We start from the raw sequence: 14,999 nt of genomic DNA, 5'->3' as shown, positions 1-14,999 counted from the left end.
GGGAACCAATGACTAGACGTCAGGACAGGACTCGGATGTCGCCCGTCTTCGCGGGGGTGCCGGGCGGCGCGCCGATGATCGCGGTGGCGCGCTCCATACCGAGACGTGATTGCAGATTAGCCGAATCGATACTCGGGGAGAGTACGAGCGGAACCGCGCGGGAAAGGGGAGCGAGGAGCGCGGAGAGGTCGCCGCCCAGCGCCCCGAGGGGATCCTGCGCTGAGGTGATGATAGCCACACGGTCATCGGATGTCAGCATCCACCTCTTTGCCGCCTCTTGGGCCGCGGCCACCAGGTCGGCACCGGAGCGGACGCCGTTCAGCTCCAGCGCCGGGTCGCCCGGTCCGGCGGCGCCGCGCGGGCTGAACGCGTCCGGGTAGGCGCGGACCTCGTCGGAGTAGTCCAGCGCGGCCGGCGGGCAGTCCGCCAGCGGGGCGCCGAGGGGGTGCAAAGAGGCCGCGACCACTTCGCGCGCCGACCCGTCCAGGGCGGCCTCCACCCGGGCCCCGTCGACCACCGCGACATCGGCCTCGGGCACGTCCCCGGGGCCGGCGGCGGGCACCGGCACCGTCCCGGTCGACCAGCAGGCCAGCAGCCACACCAGGCTCTGCCAGTGCACCGGCAGGGCCAGCGCGACCCGCTCACCGGGCACCGCGCCCAGCCCGTCGGCGATCAGCCCGGAGGTCTTGGCCACCCAGTTGTCGAAGGTGGCGTAGGAGAGCTCCACCCGGCCGCCGGTGCCGGCGTCGTAGGCGGTCACGAACGGGCGGGAGGGGTCCTGGGCGGCGGCCGACCGCCACAGGGCCGCTGGGGTTTCCGGGGACAAGGGAGGAACCTTCGTTTCTGACGGGTCGCCCCGCGGGGGCAGGGGCGGGCGAGGTCTGCCACATGCTACTGCCCGGTCGGCCCCGCCCCGTGCGGGCCGGGGCGCGGCCCCCGGGGCCGCGTCGAGTACCGTCGCTTCCACAGGTCCTCTGCAGTGCGGGAGAGTGAAGAGACCAGTGAGCCAGGCACAGCCGCTCGGTCCGTCGGACCCCAGGGAGATCGGACGGTACCGCCTCCTCGGCCGGCTCGGTGAGGGCGGCCAGGGCGTCGTCTACCTCGGCGAGGACCCGGACGGCGCGCGCGCGGCGGTCAAGACGCTGAACCCGGCGGGCATGCGCGACCCCGGGCTGCGCGACCGGTTCGTCCGGGAGGCCGCGGCGGCCCGCCGGGTCGCCTCGTTCTGCACCGCGGCCGTCCTGGACGCCGACTTCTCCGCCTCCCCGCCCTACATCGCCAGCGAGTACGTGGAGGGGCCGCCGCTCGCCGCGGTGGTGCGCGACGAGGGCCCGCTCTCCGGCGGCGACCTGGACCGGCTCGCGGTGAACATCGCCACCGCCCTGGTGGCGGTGCACGAGGCCGGGATCGTCCACCGCGACCTCAAACCGGACAACGTGCTGCTGGCCGCGGGCGGGGCGCGGGTGATCGACTTCGGCGTCGCCCAGGTCCCGCAGGCGCAGGGGGAGCGCACGCACACCTCCATCGGCACCCCCGCCTTCATGGCCCCCGAGCAGATCGGCGGGGAGGGCATCGGCCCGCACACCGACGTGTTCGCCTGGGGCGGGGTGGTGGCCTTCGCCGCGACCGGCAGGGCGCCGTTCGCCGGGAGCACCGTCGCCGAGGTGCTGAACCGGGTGGTCAACGCCGCCCCCGACCTGGACGGCCTGCCGGAGCGGCTGCGCGCCCCGGTCGCCGCCGCGCTGGACAAGAACCCGGCCCGCCGGCCGTCCTCGCAGGACCTGCTGATGGAGCTGCTGGGCCGGAAGAGCGCCCCGGCGGCCCCCGCCGCCGCGGCCGCCGCTGCGGCGGCGACCGTTCCGGCCGGAGCGGCGGCCGCGCCCACCCGGGCGGAGCCGCCCGCCGGGCGCCGCGGTCCCGGGCCCGTCGCGGTGCTCGCCGTGCTCGCCCTGCTGGCCGCCGCGGCCGGGGCCTTCTTCCTGCTCCGCGGCGGCGGGGAGAGACCCGGCTCCGAAGCGCAGGCGACGGCGGAGGGGAGCGCGGCGCCGGACGCCGAGTCCGCCCCGGCCTCGCCGTCCCCGGAGTCCACCGGCGAGCCGATGCCGGTCCCCGAGTTCACCGCCGACCACGCGGCGGACTGGGAGGGCGCGGTCGACGGCGCGCTGTGGACGCTCCAGGTCGGCGAGGGCGACCGCACCGCGACCCTGGAGAACGACGACGATGACGACTGCTTCTACGAGCTCTCCGTGGTCGAGGGGGACACCGACCCGTCCGTCGGGCTGACCGCCGAGGTCACCGAGACGGGCCAGGGCGAGGAGTGCACCGCGGCCCCCGCCGACACCGCCCGGATCACCCTGGACGGCGGCATCCTCTCCGTCGCCCTCACCGACGCCGGCACGCCCGCCCTCGACCTGCGGATGCGCCCCGAGGCCGACTGACCCGCCGGACCCGGGTCCGCCGCTCCGCCGGACCGGGGCGCGCGGCCGGGTGCGCTCGGCTGGCACACTCGGGCGCATGCCGTCCACCGCCTCCTCCGCCGCCGGGCGACTCTTCGCCCGGGTCACGGTGCTGCCGGCGGCCGCCGTCGGGGCCTGGCTGCTCGTGGCGTTCCCGCTGCTGCTGGCCGACCGGTTCGCGCCGCTGCCCGCGCTGCTCCTCGGGGCGCCCGCCGTCGCCGCCGCCGGATACGCGGTGTGGCGGTGGACCCCGGCCCTCCCCGAGAAGGACCCGCCCCGCTGGCCGCTGGCCGCGGTGCTGCTGATCGCCGCCGCGTTCACCGCGGTGCAGCTGGCCTACCACTCGGAGGCGCTGGTCATCCGCCGGGACCCGGCCTCCTACGCGCAGTACACCGTGTGGATCGCGCAGCACGGCGGGCTGCCGATCCCGCAGCACCGCGAGCTGATCGCCGGGGACGCGCCCGGGCTGAGCTTCGAGAGCCTGGCCTACTACGAGGTCGGCGACGCCATCTGGCCGCAGTTCCTGGCCGGCGCGCCGCTGGTGTTCTCCATCGGGTTCTGGCTGGGCGGGCCCGGCGGGATGGTGCTGGTGCCGCCGGTCGTCGGCGGCCTGGCGGTGCTGGTCTTCGCCGGCCTGGCCGGGCGGCTGATCGGGACCCGGTGGGCCCCGGCCGCGGCGCTGGTGCTCGCCGCCGCGCTGCCCGTGCAGTGGGCGGCCCGCTCCACCTACAGCGAACCGGTGGGGCAGGTGCTGCTGCTCGGCGGGCTGGTGCTGGCCTTCGACGCGCTCACCCGCCGCACCGGGCCGCGGGAGCGGTGGGGGGCGCCGCACGCCCTGGCCGGCGCCGCCGGCCTGGTCTTCGGGCTGGGCCTGGTGGTCCGGATCGACGCACTGCGGGACCTGCTGCCGGTGGTCGGGTTCCTCGGGCTGCTGCTGCTCGCCCGGCGCGGCCAGGCGGTCCCGATGGCGCTGGGGCTGGCGGTCGGCACCGGCTACGGGCTGGTCGCCGGGTTCGGGCTGTCCCGCCCCTACCTGGACCACCTCTCCGACTCGCTGGACCCGCTGCTGGTGCTCTGCGGCTGCGTGGTGGCGGCCACCGCGGTGCTCACCGCCGCGCTGTGGCGGCGCGGGGTGCCCCGGACCGACCGGTCCCGGTGGCTGCCCGCGGCCGGGTTCGCGCTGGTGCTGCTGCTCATGCTCGGCTTCGCGGTGCGCCCCCTGGTGCTGCCCGCGTACGGCCACGGCGACCAGGCCACAGCGGACTTCGTCGGCCAGGTGCAGGCGCTGGAGGGGGTGCCGGTCGAGCCGGACCTCAACTACGGCGACCAGAGCCTGTACTGGGTGGTCTGGTACCTCGGCCTGACGACGGTGGCCGCCGCCTCGGTCGGGGCGGCGCTGCTGGTGCGGCGGATCCTGATGCGCCGGGAACCGCACTGGGTGCTGCCGATGATGGTGCTGGCCTGGTCGGTGGCGACCACCCTGGCGCGCCCCGCGATCACCCCCGACCACCCGTGGGCCAGCCGGCGCCTGGTGGTGCTGGTGCTCCCGGCGTTCGTGCTGCTCGCGATCTGGCTGCTGGCCTGGGTCGCGCGCCGGATCCGCGAACTCGACCCGGCCGGGGCCCGGTCCCGGCTGGGCGCCGCGGCGGTGGCCGCCGGCGTCGCCGCCACCGCCCTGCCGACCGCGATCGCCTCGGAGGGCATCATGGGATACCGCTCCGACGTGGGCAGCATCGCGGCGGCGGAGCGGCTGTGCGAGGCCATCCCGGACGACGCCAGCGTGGTGCTGGTCGACGGTGTGGGCCACTACTACGGCCAGCTCATCCGGGGGATGTGCGACGTGCCGACGGCGGCCGCGGACGGGCCCGACGCGGTGGCCCGCGCGGTCGCCGGCATCCAGGAGCGGGGCCGCACCCCGGTGCTGGCCGCGGGCGGCAGGGAGGCGCTGGAGTACTACGCTCCTTCGGGCGACGGGATCGAGCACCCCTTCCGCGTCCGCAGTGACCAGGACCCGAGTACGCTGACCCGGCGCCCCTCCGGGGCCTGGCCGTTCGAGGGGGACGTGTGGGTCTTCGTGCCTCCCGGCGGGCATTGACACCACACCCCATCCGCGAGGGGAACGAGTGACCCGGAACGAGACGAGCGAGGCGGGCGGCCCGGACGGCGCCCCCCGCGTCACCATCGTGCTGCCCTGCTACAACGAGCAGGCGCACGTGGTGCGCGAGGTGGAGCGGATCTGTGCGGCGATGGACGCCTCCGGATACACCTACGAGCTGCTGGCCGTCGACGACGCGTCCACCGACGGCACGCTGGACCGGCTGCGCGAGGCCGAACCGCGCTTCCCGCACATGGCCGTCATCGCCTTCGGGCACAACGGCGGGGCCGGGACGGTGCGCCGGATCGGCACCCAGCGGGCCCGCGGCGAGATCGTGGTGTGGACCGACGCCGACATGACCTACCCCAACGAGCGCATCCCCGAGCTGGTCGCGCTGCTGGACGCCGACCCCTCCACCGACCAGGTGGTGGGCGCGCGGAACCGGGAGGCCGGCACGCACCGCTTCCTGCGCGTCCCGGCCAAGTGGGCGGTCCGCAAGCTCGCCGAGCGGCTCACCAACAGCGCGATCCCCGACCTCAACTCCGGCCTGCGCGCGTTCCGCCGCTCGGTCTCGCTGCCCTACCTGCGGCTGCTCCCGCCCGGGTTCTCCTGCGTCACCACGATCACCCTGGCCTTCCTCTCCAACCAGCACCGGGTCGCCTACCTGCCGATCGACTACGCCAAGCGGGAGGGGCGGTCCAAGTTCCACTTCGTGCGGGACGCCTACCGCTACATCCTCCAGGTGGTGCGGATGGTGATGTACTTCAACCCGCTGAAGGTGCTGATGCCGCCCGCGCTGTGGCTGGTCGGCATCGGCGCGGTGAAGTTCCTCTTCGACCAGGTCCGCAACCCGCTCTACATCCCGAACAACACGGTGATGCTGCTGACCACGGGGCTGATCGTGGGATCGGTGGCGCTCCTGGCCGACCTGATCGTCCGCTCCCGGAACGGGGCCTGAGCGGTGCCGGGCGCAGCGGAGCGGGTGGTCCTGGTCGGCCCGGCCCACCCCTACAAGGGCGGCGGGGCGCGGCACACCACCGAACTGGCGCACCGGCTCGCCGCGGCCGGCCACCCCACCGTGCTGGAGTCGTGGCGGGCGCAGTACCCGGCCGCGCTCTACCCGGGCCGGCAGACGGTGCGGAGCCCGGAGGGCGCGCCCTACCCGGCGACCCGGCGCGAACTGGCCTGGTACCGGCCGGACGGCTGGCTGCGCGCGGGCCGCCGGGCCGGGCGCTCCGCCGACCTGGTGGCGGTCGCCGCGCTCTCCCCGGTGCAGGTCCCCGCCTACCTGGTGCTGCTGGCCGGGGTCGGCCGCGCGGCGCGCACCGCCGTCATCGCGCACAACGTGCTGCCGCACGAGCGGCGGCCGGGCGACACCGCCCTGATGCGGGCGCTGCTCCGCCGGGCCGGCGCGGTGCTGGTCCACTCCGAGGAGCAGGCCGAGCTGGCGCGCGGCCTGGCCCCCGGGGCCGACGTGCGCACCGCCGGGCTCCCGCCGCACCTGCCGGAGACCGGGCCGGTCCCGGACCGGGTCCGCGCGCCCGGCCCGCCGCACTTCCTCTTCTTCGGCATCGTCCGGCCCTACAAGGGGGTGGACGTGCTGCTCCGCGCGTTCGCCGCGGGCGCCCCGCCGGGCGCCCGGCTCACCGTCGCCGGGGAGTTCTGGGGCGGCTCGGCCGAGCTGCGCGGCCTGGCCCGCGAGCTCGGCATCGCCGACCGGACGGACTTCCGCGAGGGCTACGTGCCCGCCGCCGAGCTGGGCGCGCTGTTCGCCGGGGCCGACGCGGTGGTGCTGCCCTACCGGTCCGCCACCGCCACGCAGAACGTCCTGCTGGCGCAGCGGCACGGCCTCCCGGTGATCGCCACCCGCACCGGGACCCTCCCGGACGCGGTCCGGGAGGGCGTCGACGGGCTGCTGTGCGCCCCGGGCGACCCGGACGGCCTGGCCCGCGCCCTGGCCGCGTTCGCCGCCCCGGGTGCGGCGGAGCGGCTGCGCGCCGGCGCCGCCGGGGCCGCCGCGGCCTCGGCCGCCCGCACCGACGCGCTGTGGGACGCCTACCTGCGCGCCCTGACCGCCCGCTGACCCGCCTCCCCCGGGAAACACCGGCGCAGCGGCCCCGCCGGCGCGCGGGAAAGGAGCGCGGCGCCGGGATCACCGGAGGAGGGGACGGTGCCGGTGCCGCCGGGGAGGATGGCGGGGAAGCCCCGCACCGGCGCGGGGCCGGACGGAAGGAGCGGACATGGAGGAGCAGGCGATCCCGATCCTGCGGGTGGCCGATGCCAGGGCGGCCGCCGCCTGGTACGCCCGGCTGGGCTTCACCGAGGAGTGGGTGCACCGGTTCGAGCCGGGGCTGCCCGCCTTCGTCTCGGTGGCGCGCGGCCCGGTCCGGCTGTTCCTCTCCGAGCACACCGGCGACGCCCGCCCCGACACCCTCGTCTACCTGCGGGTGCGCGATGTGGACCGGGTCGCCGAGGAGTTCGGCGCCCGGGCGGAGGAGGCGCCGTGGGGCCGCGAGCTGGAGCTGCGCGACCCCGACGGCAACCGCCTCCGGGTGGGCGCCGCGGAGGACTGAGGACCGACCCGCACCGCGGCGGACGGAGCCGCAGACGGGTGCCCGCGTCCGGGGAGCGCGCCCGGCGCGCCCTCCCCGGGCGGTCCGCCGGCGGACCGCCCCCGTAAGGTCAGATCTCCTTGAGGAAGCCGGAGTCCACGGCGAAGTCGGCGCCGTTGGTGCTCGCCGAGCGGGGCGAGGCGAGCAGCGCCACCACGTCGGCGACCTCCTGCGGTTCGGCGAGGCGGCCGGTGGTCAGCGCCATCATCTGCGGCGCCCCCTCGTTCAGCACCGTGTCCCGGTCGGTCCCGGCCTGCCCGGCGAGGACGTCGGCGGCGCCGCCCTCATCGGTCCACCACGGGGTGCGCACCGGCCCGGGCGAGACCGTGTTCACCCGGACCCCCTGCGGGCCGAACTCCTCGGCCAGCGCCTTGGAGACGCTGTTCAGCGCGGACTTCGCCGCGTTGTAGTCGACGTTCATCGGCATCGGCCGGTGCGCGTTGCCCGAGGAGACGTTGACGATCGCTCCGCCGCCGGCGGCCAGCATCGGCGGGATCGCCGCCCGCGCCGCGCGCACCGCGGCGAACAGGTTGAACTCGAACATCGCGGTCCAGTCCGCGTCCTCCAGGGGGAGGAAGCCGAACCGGGGCAGCACCACCCCCGGCGGCGGGCCGCCGGCGTTGTTGACCAGCACGTCCAGCCCGCCGAAGACCTCGATGGCGCGGGCCACCGCGCGGGACGGGGCGAGCGGGTCGGTGAGGTCCTCGGCGGCGTGCACCAGGCGGTCCCCGGCGCCGGCGGCCAGCGCGTCCAGCTCCGGACCGCTGCTCCGGGACACCGCGAGGACCCGGGCCCCCTCGTCCAGCAGGGTGCGGACCACGGCCAGCCCGATCCCCTTCGAGGCGCCGGTGACGACGGCGGCGCGGTCCTTCAGCTCCAGGTCCATGGGGGGCTCCGTTCCCTCGGTATCTCTCGCGGGGCGCCGGTCGCGCCCTTCTCGGGGAGTTGAAACCCCGCCGCGCCGGTCCGGTTGCACCCGGCCGCGCTCAGGAGCGGGTGCAACCGGACCGGCGCGGCGGGGTTGGTAAGGGTGTGAGAGTGATCGAGGAGACGGACACCGACGCGTGGTTCGCGGAGCTGTACGAGCGCCACCGCGGCCTGGTCTACTCGACGGCACTGCGGCTGTGCGGCGGCCGCGGCGACGCCGAGGACCTGACCGCGGAGGCGTTCCTCCGCGCCTACCGGGCCGGTTCGGGATACGGTGCGCAGCGCCGCGCCGAGCTGCGGTCGCGTGCCTGGCTGATGGCGATCCTGATGAACCTCTGGCGCAACCGGGGCCGGGACGCGGCGCGCCGGCCGCCCCCGGAGCCGATCGACGGCGTTCCGGAGCCGGCCGACCCGGGGGAGAGCGTGGAGCAGGCGGTGGCCCGCCGGGAGACCGGCGGGGAGCTGGCCGCGCTGCTGCGGCTGCTGCCGGAGCGGCAGCGCGAGGCGGTGGTGCTCCGGCACATCGGCGGGCTGTCCACCGCGGAGGTCGCCGAAGCCCTCGGGGTGCCGGAGGGGACCGCCAAGTCGCACGTCTCGCGCGGGCTGAAGCGGCTCCGCGAGCTCACCGAGGATTCAGCACAGGGAGGTGCACGATGGACCGGGACCCGCTGATCGACGGACTGGCCGGGCTGGCCGCAGAGCCCCCGGCCCGCCTGCTCGACCGGATCGCCGCCCGCTGGACGCGCGCGGACAGCGCCGCGGGGGAGGTCTTCGTGGCCTTCACCGACCGGGGCGTCGCCTACGTGCGCCGGGACGGGCCGGGGGTGGCCGACGCGTTCCGCGAGCGGTTCGGCCGCCCGCTGCTGGCCGCGGAGCACCTCCCGGACGGGCTGTCCACCGCGCTGCGCACCGGCGACTCCGCCGGCCTGGAGGTGGACCTGACCGGCAGCACCGGCTTCCAGGCCGACGTGCTGCGGGCCGCCCGCACCATCCCCCGCGGCGAGGTGCGCCCCTACGCCTGGGTCGCCCGGCTCATCGGCCGCCCGCGCGCGGTCCGCGCGGTCGGCACCGCGCTGGCGACCAACCCGGTCCCGCTGGTCATCCCGTGCCACCGGGTGACCCGCTCCGACGGCACCCTGGGCCGGTACATCTTCGGCGACCGGACCAAGGCCGACCTGCTGGCCCTGGAACGCGCCACCGGGGCCTGACCGGGCGGACCCGGTCCCGCGAGCACGCACAAGGCGGGGCGGTCGGCGTCCCGGCCCGGACACTTCTGAGAGGCGGTCGGGTGTGCGGCCGGTCGCCCGGGGGTCCGGGCGCGGGCCGGGGAAGGCGGCGGTCCGGGGCCCGGCGTCGCCGCGGCCGCCGCGGGGAGGCTTCGCGGGGGCAGGCCCCGCGGCGGGCGGCCTCCCGCCCGCGTCCGGCCGGGGTCTCCGCCGGTCCCGCCCGGTGGCCGCCTGTGCGGGGCGCGGACGCGGTTCGCGCCTGCCGAGCGGGGCGGGGGCGGGGCAGGCGGTGAGACCGCCGGCCCGCCTGGAAGCGGTCGCGGGGGCGGAGCCCCGCCTTCCGGTCCGGGGGCGGCCCCGACGGGCGGGGCGCGCGGACCGGCGGAGCCCGGCTCCGCTGGCCCGCCGCCGTCGGGCGGGAACCCGTGAGGGCGGCCGGGCCCGGTCAGCCCTCCCCGCCGGGATCGGGCCCGGCGGGGGCCGCGGTGCGGTCGGCGAGTGCGGCCAGGCCCGCGCAGAGCACGTCGGCGGCGGTCATGGCCAGCCGGGACAGCGCGGCGACCAGCAGCGCGGCACCGGGGGAGAGCACCGGGGAGAGCGCCGCCGCCAGCACCAGCTCGCGCACCCCGATCCCGGCGGGGGCGAACACGAAGAGCACGCCCAGTGTCCAGGCCAGGGCGTAGGCCCCGGCGGCCAGCGGCCAGACCCGCGGGCCGGCGCCGTCCGCGCCGGAGACCAGCACCCCGATGTGCAGGGCGAGCGGGACCCAAGCGGCCAGCGTCCAGGCCAGGGCGGCGGCCATCGGCCGGCCCCCGATCGCGACCGCCTCGACGTCGGCCGCCGGGCGGCGCAGCAGCCGGAGCAGGAACCGCAGCGCGCGGGTGACCACCGCCGGGTGCAGCGCGGCGAGCAGCACCGGGGCCAGCGCCAGCGCCCACCACCAGCGCCGCGCGGCCTCCTCGGAGGTGAACGGCAGGGTGCCGGCGGCGACCGCGAGGTTCACGGTGAGCGTCACCGCGACCGCGAGCACCGTCGCCGCGGCGCCTCGGTGCCGGGCGACCTCGCGGTCCCGGGCCAGCTCCACCTGGGCGGCGAACGCCCACACCGAACCGGGCAGGTACTTGCCGAGCTGCCCGACGAACACCACCCGGGCCGCGGCGGCCGCCGGCAGCCGCGAGCCCAGTCCGGAGAGGAGCGCGCGCCAGGCCATCATCTGGCACCACAGCCCGGCCGCGCCCGCCGCGAGCGACGCCGGCGCGGCCCACGGCGGCAGCGCGGCCAGTGCCCCGCCCGCCTCCTCCCAGCGGGCGTACAGCGCCAGCGCGACGCAGCCGAGGACGGCGGTCAGTACGGCCAGGCGCACCCTGCGGTCGGAGCGCAGCCGGCCCAGGCGGGCGAGCACGCAAGCCAGGGTAGCGGTGCCCGAGGCCGCCGCCCCGGCCCCGCCCGGCACGCCGCCGCGGCGGGGTCCGCCGGCCGCGCCGCTCCGCCGGATTCGCCGGAGCGGCTCCGGCGGCACGGGGCCCGTCCGGCGGGCCTTCTCCCGGCAGGGGCGGTGCGGCCCGGCGGCAGGGGACCGGCCGGGGGCGGCGGTCAGCGGCCGAGGGCGGTGAGGAACTCCTCGATGCGGGCCGCGACGGCCTCGGGGTGGGTGAGGTGCATGGCGTGCGGGGCGTCGAAGGCGTCCGCGGTCAGCAGCGGGGCGGTGCGCTCCAGTTCGGTGGCGGCCTGGGCGGCGAGGACGTCGGCCAGCCGCACCGGGGCGCCCGGGAGGGCGGGGAGCGGGGCGGTGGAGACCAGGGTGAGCAGCGGGACCAGCAGGCGGCGGGCGGTGCGCGCCGGGCTGAACTCGTCGAAGGCGCCGTAGAAGGCGCGCACCGCGCGGGGCCCCGGGCGCGGGGCGACCAGGCCGTCGAGCTCCACCGCCGCGCGGCGGGCCCCGGCGGCCATCGTCCCGCCGTGCGGGGCGATCTCGAGGTAGCCCTCCAGCGCCGCGGCGAAGGCGTCCGCCGGGACCGGGGCCATGAAGGCCGCCGCCTGCTCCTCGGTGAACGCGCGGACCAGGCCGATCTGCACCTCGGCCTCCTCCGCGCCGATGCCCAGCCGGGCGGCGGTGGGCTCCGCGGCGGGCCAGCCGTGCCCGTCGATGTCGACCGCGGCGGCCAGGTCGGAGCGGCGCGCCGCGACCTCCGCGGCCACCATGCCGCCCAGCGAGTGGCCGATGACGGCGGCCCGCTCCAGGCCGAAGTGGCCCAGCACCCGGATGACGTCGTCCACCAGGCCGTCCAGCGTGCACGAGCCGTCCCCGGAGCGGCCGTGGCCGCGCAGGTCCACCGCGTACTGCGGGCGCCCGCCCAGCAGCGGCGCCAGCGGCTCCCAGTCCTCCAGGGTGCGGCCCAGGCCGTGCAGCAGGACCAGCGGTGTCCCCTCACCGGGGCGCACCCGCACCGCCAGCCCCGGCGCACCGGGGACGCGCACCTCGGCTGCGGGCTCGGCGGACGGCGTCGTGTTCGTCATGGCAGGAGGCTAGGCCCGGACGCCCTCGGACCGCTGACAGGGCACTGACACCGGGGCACTCCGCGGGGGTGTGTAAGTTCGTGCGGGTGGGGATCACCGACGCCGTAGCCTTCGCCGGACACCGCATCCACGTCTGCCGCCAGCGGGAGGCGTCCACACTGCTGCGCTGGCTCGGCCCGGACCTGTCCGGGCAGGTCGTGCTGGACGTGGCCGGCGGGGACGGGTACTGGGCCGGGGAGGCGCGCAAGCGCGGCGCCCGCGCCGTCTCGCTGGACCTGGCCCGGACCAAGATGGTGCGCGGCGCCCGGCTGCGCAGCGCGCCCGGCCTGCTGGAGGGCGACGCCCTGCGGCTGCCGCTCCGGGACGCCTCGGTCGACGCGGTCATGTCGGTCTGCGCCATCGAGCACTTCGCCGACGGCGCCGCGGCCCTGGACGAGATGGCCCGGGTGCTCAGGCCCGGCGGCCGGCTGGTGATGTCGGCGGACTGCCTGTCCCGGCGCGGCGAGTGGCCGCACCTGTTCGAGGCGCACCGGCGCCGGTACCACGTGCGCAGCACCTACACCCACGAGACCCTGGGCGCGCTGCTCGCCGAGCGCGGCCTCGCCGTGCGCCAGCACACCTACCAGTTCCGCTCCCGGCTGGCCGAGCGCACCTACCTGTCGCTCTCCGCGCACGGCGGGCGGTTCGGCTTCAACGCCGCGGCGCCGCTGATCCCGCTGGTGGCGCTGAGCGACCGGGGCACCCCCGACGACCGGGGGAGCATCGTGCTGGTGCACGCCCGCAAGGACGGCTGAGCACCCTACCCTCCCGCGCCCGCCCCGCGGCGCAAATGTGACGCGTGTCCCCAACGTTGCACCCCGTGTGTTACGCCCTCTTTAACCGGGGATCGGTAGCGTGCGTCCTGATTCTCCGCGGACCGGCCGATTCCTCGCCCCGCTCCGCCGGCCGCCGGAGAAGGAGGGACGCGGCCTTCGGGGGGAGGCCGGCGCAATGGAGCGGACCCGCCGGGGCCGGGCGCGACGCACCGGTCCGGGGTCCGAGAGGGAACGGACGGGGGTTTCCGGAGTGCAGGCGGAAATGAATCGGATCGACGCCGCGGACGTGCTGGAGCTGCGCATCGCCGCCGCCGGCGGTGAGCCCGGCGGCGAGGTCGGACTGGCACTGCGCCGCCGCGGGGACGGCGGCGCGGAGCAGCCGCCGGACGCGCGGATCCCGATCACCGAGGTGCGCCGTTCGGGCCGGAGGATCACCGCGGGACTGTCCGGCCTGCCCATCGCCGACGGCGCCTGGGAGGTGCTCTGGACCGACCGGGAGGGGCGCTCCGGCGCGGTCGCCACCACCGACCCCGGTCTGCACCTGGCGGACCGGTTCGCCTACCTGGAGCGCCCGCGCCGGCGGGTGCTGCGCCTGCTCCGCGACGAGCGGGGCCGGCTGCTGCTCCGCTCCTCCTCGGCGTCGCCCTACGCCGAGGTCGCCCGGGTCCGGCTGGACGGCGACCGGGTGCTGCTCTCCGGGATGCTGGCCTACGCGCCGGACCCGCGGGACGCCTCCGGGCTGCTCATCGCCAGGCAGCGCGGCCTGGACGGGGAGCTGACCGCCCCGGCGGAGCTGGACGGCCGCGGCTTCCGCTGCGCGGTGCCGCTCGCCCCGCTGGCCGCGGCGCACCGCCCGGAGCGCCCGCACAACGAGTGGGACCTGTGGCTCCGCCTGCCCGGAACCGGTGAGGAGCTGCGGCTCGGCTCGCGCGCCGACGACGTGGTCGGCAAGAAGCGCAAGACGGCCTTCCCCGAGACGGAGCTGGACGGCGGCCCCGGCCGGGTGCTGGTGCAGCCCTACTACACGGTGCACGACGACCTCTCCCTGCTCGCCGTCGCGGCCGGGGGCGACCGGTGAAGATCGCCTTCGTCATCGCCAACGCCTACGGCCTGGGCGGGACCGTCCGCACGGTGTACAACCTCGCCGAGGGGCTCGCCGCCCGGAACGAGGTCGAGGTGGTCAGCCTGGCCCGGCACAAGGAGGAGCCGTTCTTCGAGGTCCCTCCGGGCGTGGCGCTGCGCCCGCTGGCCGACGCCGGCGCGCGCGCCGAGCGGGCCGCCGCCGAGGGCCGCGCCCCGGAGCCGGACGCCCGGGAGCGGCGCTGGGTGCGCCGGGCCGAGCGGATCGTCCCCGAGGCCGAGCGCCGCCGGAACAAGAGCTTCACCGCGCCGGCCGTCATCGGCCTCCGCCGCTACCTGGAGACCACCGACGCCGACGTGGTGGTGGGCACCCGCCCCGGCATCAACCTGCTGCTCGCGGCCTGGGCGCCGCGGCGGCTGACCGCCATCGGCCAGGAGCACGTCAACCTGGGCGAGCACAAGCCCGAGGTGCGCGGCGCGATCGGCCGGCTCTACCCGCGGCTGGACGGCACCACCGTGCTCACCGACGCCGACCGGCGCGCCTACCGGGAGCTGCTCGGCGACTCCGGCGACTGGCAGGCGGTGCTGCCCAACCCGCTGCCGCGGCGCGAGGTCCCCCGCTCCACCCAGGACAACCCGATCATCGCCGCCGCCGGGCGGCTCTCCCCGATCAAGCAGTACCCCAAGCTGCTGGAGGCGTTCTCCGCGGTGGCCGAGAAGCACCCGGAGTGGCGGCTGCGCATCTACGGCAGCGGCAAGGAGGAGGAGCGGCTGCGCGCCGCCATCGTGGAGCACGGGCTGAGCAACCAGGTGCACCTGATGGGCCGGACCAAGGACATCACCGGGGAGCTCGCCAAGGCGTCGCTGCTGGCGGTCAGCTCCCGGGTGGAGGGGTTCGGCATGACCATCATCGAGGGCTTCTCGGTGGGGGTCCCCGCGGTCAGCTTCGACTGCCCGCACGGCCCGCGGGAGATCATCGACGACGGCCACAACGGGCTGCTCGTCCCCGACCAGGACGTGGACGCCCTCGGCGCGGCGCTGCTGCGCCTGGTGGAGGACCGTCCGCTGCGCGAGCGGATGGCCGCCGAGGCGCTCCGCTCCGCCGCCGACTACGGGATGGACGACATCGTCCGCCGGTGGGAGCGCTTCCTCGCCGCCCGCCGCTCCGACCGGGGGTGGGGCAGCCGGTTCCGCAGGCACTTCCCGGTGCTGCGCTGACCCGCCGCCGCGGCGCGCTGAGGAGGGGCCCGCCTCCGCGCGGTCACGGAGCG

General features: G+C 77.2%; 14 protein-coding genes. 10 read left to right on the top strand and 4 right to left on the bottom strand.

The annotated features are described in order from the left end of the window. Positions 1 to 19: 19 nt before the first annotated feature. Positions 20 to 826 carry a TIGR03089 family protein gene (locus tag J0910_RS27125; RefSeq protein ID WP_420161370.1) on the bottom strand — a complete coding sequence of 269 codons (807 nt, stop codon included), beginning with the start codon at positions 824 to 826 and terminating at the stop codon, positions 20 to 22. 175 nt (positions 827 to 1,001) lie between these two features. On the opposite strand from J0910_RS27125, the gene J0910_RS27120 reads away from it, so the two are divergent. The 5 genes from J0910_RS27120 (at position 1,002) to J0910_RS27100 (ending at position 7,124) form a co-directional block, all read left to right on the top strand. After that, on the top strand, positions 1,002 to 2,438 hold the full coding sequence (locus tag J0910_RS27120; protein WP_420161369.1) for a serine/threonine-protein kinase: 1,437 nt from the start codon (positions 1,002 to 1,004) through the stop codon (positions 2,436 to 2,438). A 76-nt stretch (positions 2,439 to 2,514) separates the two neighbouring features. Next, complete coding sequence (locus J0910_RS27115) at positions 2,515 to 4,551, top strand: hypothetical protein (protein ID WP_420161368.1); 2,037 nt, start codon at positions 2,515 to 2,517, stop codon at positions 4,549 to 4,551. Positions 4,552 to 4,579: 28 nt separating this feature from the next. Beyond that, positions 4,580 to 5,509 carry a glycosyltransferase family 2 protein gene (locus J0910_RS27110; protein ID WP_420161367.1) on the top strand — a complete coding sequence of 310 codons (930 nt, stop codon included), beginning with the start codon at positions 4,580 to 4,582 and terminating at the stop codon, positions 5,507 to 5,509. A 3-nt stretch (positions 5,510 to 5,512) separates the two neighbouring features. Then, positions 5,513 to 6,634 (top strand): glycosyltransferase family 4 protein, encoded by a 1,122-nt coding sequence (locus tag J0910_RS27105; protein WP_420161366.1) that lies wholly within the window; start codon positions 5,513 to 5,515, stop codon positions 6,632 to 6,634. Between the two features lie 157 nt (positions 6,635 to 6,791). Beyond that, positions 6,792 to 7,124, top strand: coding sequence for a glyoxalase superfamily protein (locus J0910_RS27100; protein ID WP_420161365.1), 333 nt, complete (start codon positions 6,792 to 6,794; stop codon positions 7,122 to 7,124). A 109-nt stretch (positions 7,125 to 7,233) separates the two neighbouring features. Here the strand turns inward: J0910_RS27100 and J0910_RS27095 are convergent, their stop codons facing one another. After that, a complete protein-coding gene (locus J0910_RS27095; protein ID WP_420161364.1) occupies positions 7,234 to 8,049 on the bottom strand; it encodes an SDR family NAD(P)-dependent oxidoreductase in 816 nt (271 codons plus the stop codon). Between the two features lie 152 nt (positions 8,050 to 8,201). Between J0910_RS27095 and J0910_RS27090 the strand changes: the two genes are divergently transcribed. Both J0910_RS27090 and J0910_RS27085 read left to right on the top strand, forming a co-directional pair. Continuing rightward, positions 8,202 to 8,762, top strand: a complete 561-nt coding sequence (locus tag J0910_RS27090) for an RNA polymerase sigma factor (protein ID WP_420161363.1) — start codon at positions 8,202 to 8,204, stop codon at positions 8,760 to 8,762. Next, a complete protein-coding gene (locus tag J0910_RS27085) occupies positions 8,744 to 9,298 on the top strand; it encodes a methylated-DNA--[protein]-cysteine S-methyltransferase (RefSeq protein WP_420161362.1) in 555 nt (184 codons plus the stop codon). Before J0910_RS27090 ends, J0910_RS27085 begins: the two co-directional genes overlap by 19 nt. Positions 9,299 to 9,761: 463 nt before the next feature. On the opposite strand, the gene J0910_RS27080 is transcribed toward J0910_RS27085, so the two are convergent. Further along, positions 9,762 to 10,718 (bottom strand): lysylphosphatidylglycerol synthase domain-containing protein, encoded by a 957-nt coding sequence (locus J0910_RS27080; protein WP_420161361.1) that lies wholly within the window; start codon positions 10,716 to 10,718, stop codon positions 9,762 to 9,764. A gap of 191 nt (positions 10,719 to 10,909) precedes the next feature. After that, a complete protein-coding gene (locus J0910_RS27075; protein WP_420161360.1) occupies positions 10,910 to 11,833 on the bottom strand; it encodes an alpha/beta fold hydrolase in 924 nt (307 codons plus the stop codon). Positions 11,834 to 11,913: 80 nt separating this feature from the next. On the opposite strand from J0910_RS27075, the gene J0910_RS27070 reads away from it, so the two are divergent. From J0910_RS27070 to J0910_RS27060, 3 genes are all read left to right on the top strand, one after another. Continuing rightward, complete coding sequence (locus tag J0910_RS27070) at positions 11,914 to 12,627, top strand: class I SAM-dependent methyltransferase (RefSeq protein ID WP_420162099.1); 714 nt, start codon at positions 11,914 to 11,916, stop codon at positions 12,625 to 12,627. A gap of 283 nt (positions 12,628 to 12,910) precedes the next feature. Next, positions 12,911 to 13,726, top strand: coding sequence for a hypothetical protein (locus J0910_RS27065; RefSeq protein ID WP_420161359.1), 816 nt, complete (start codon positions 12,911 to 12,913; stop codon positions 13,724 to 13,726). Further along, positions 13,723 to 14,946 carry a glycosyltransferase family 4 protein gene (locus J0910_RS27060; protein ID WP_420161358.1) on the top strand — a complete coding sequence of 408 codons (1,224 nt, stop codon included), beginning with the start codon at positions 13,723 to 13,725 and terminating at the stop codon, positions 14,944 to 14,946. The genes J0910_RS27065 and J0910_RS27060 overlap by 4 nt, the downstream gene beginning before the upstream one ends. Positions 14,947 to 14,999: the final 53 nt, after the last annotated feature.

This window comes from Nocardiopsis oceanisediminis, from assembly GCF_048595525.1.
GTDB lineage: Bacteria > Actinomycetota > Actinomycetes > Streptosporangiales > Streptosporangiaceae > Nocardiopsis_A > Nocardiopsis_A oceanisediminis.
Note: the sequence above shows the minus strand (reverse complement) of the source record. Positions and strands in the feature narration are given on the sequence as shown.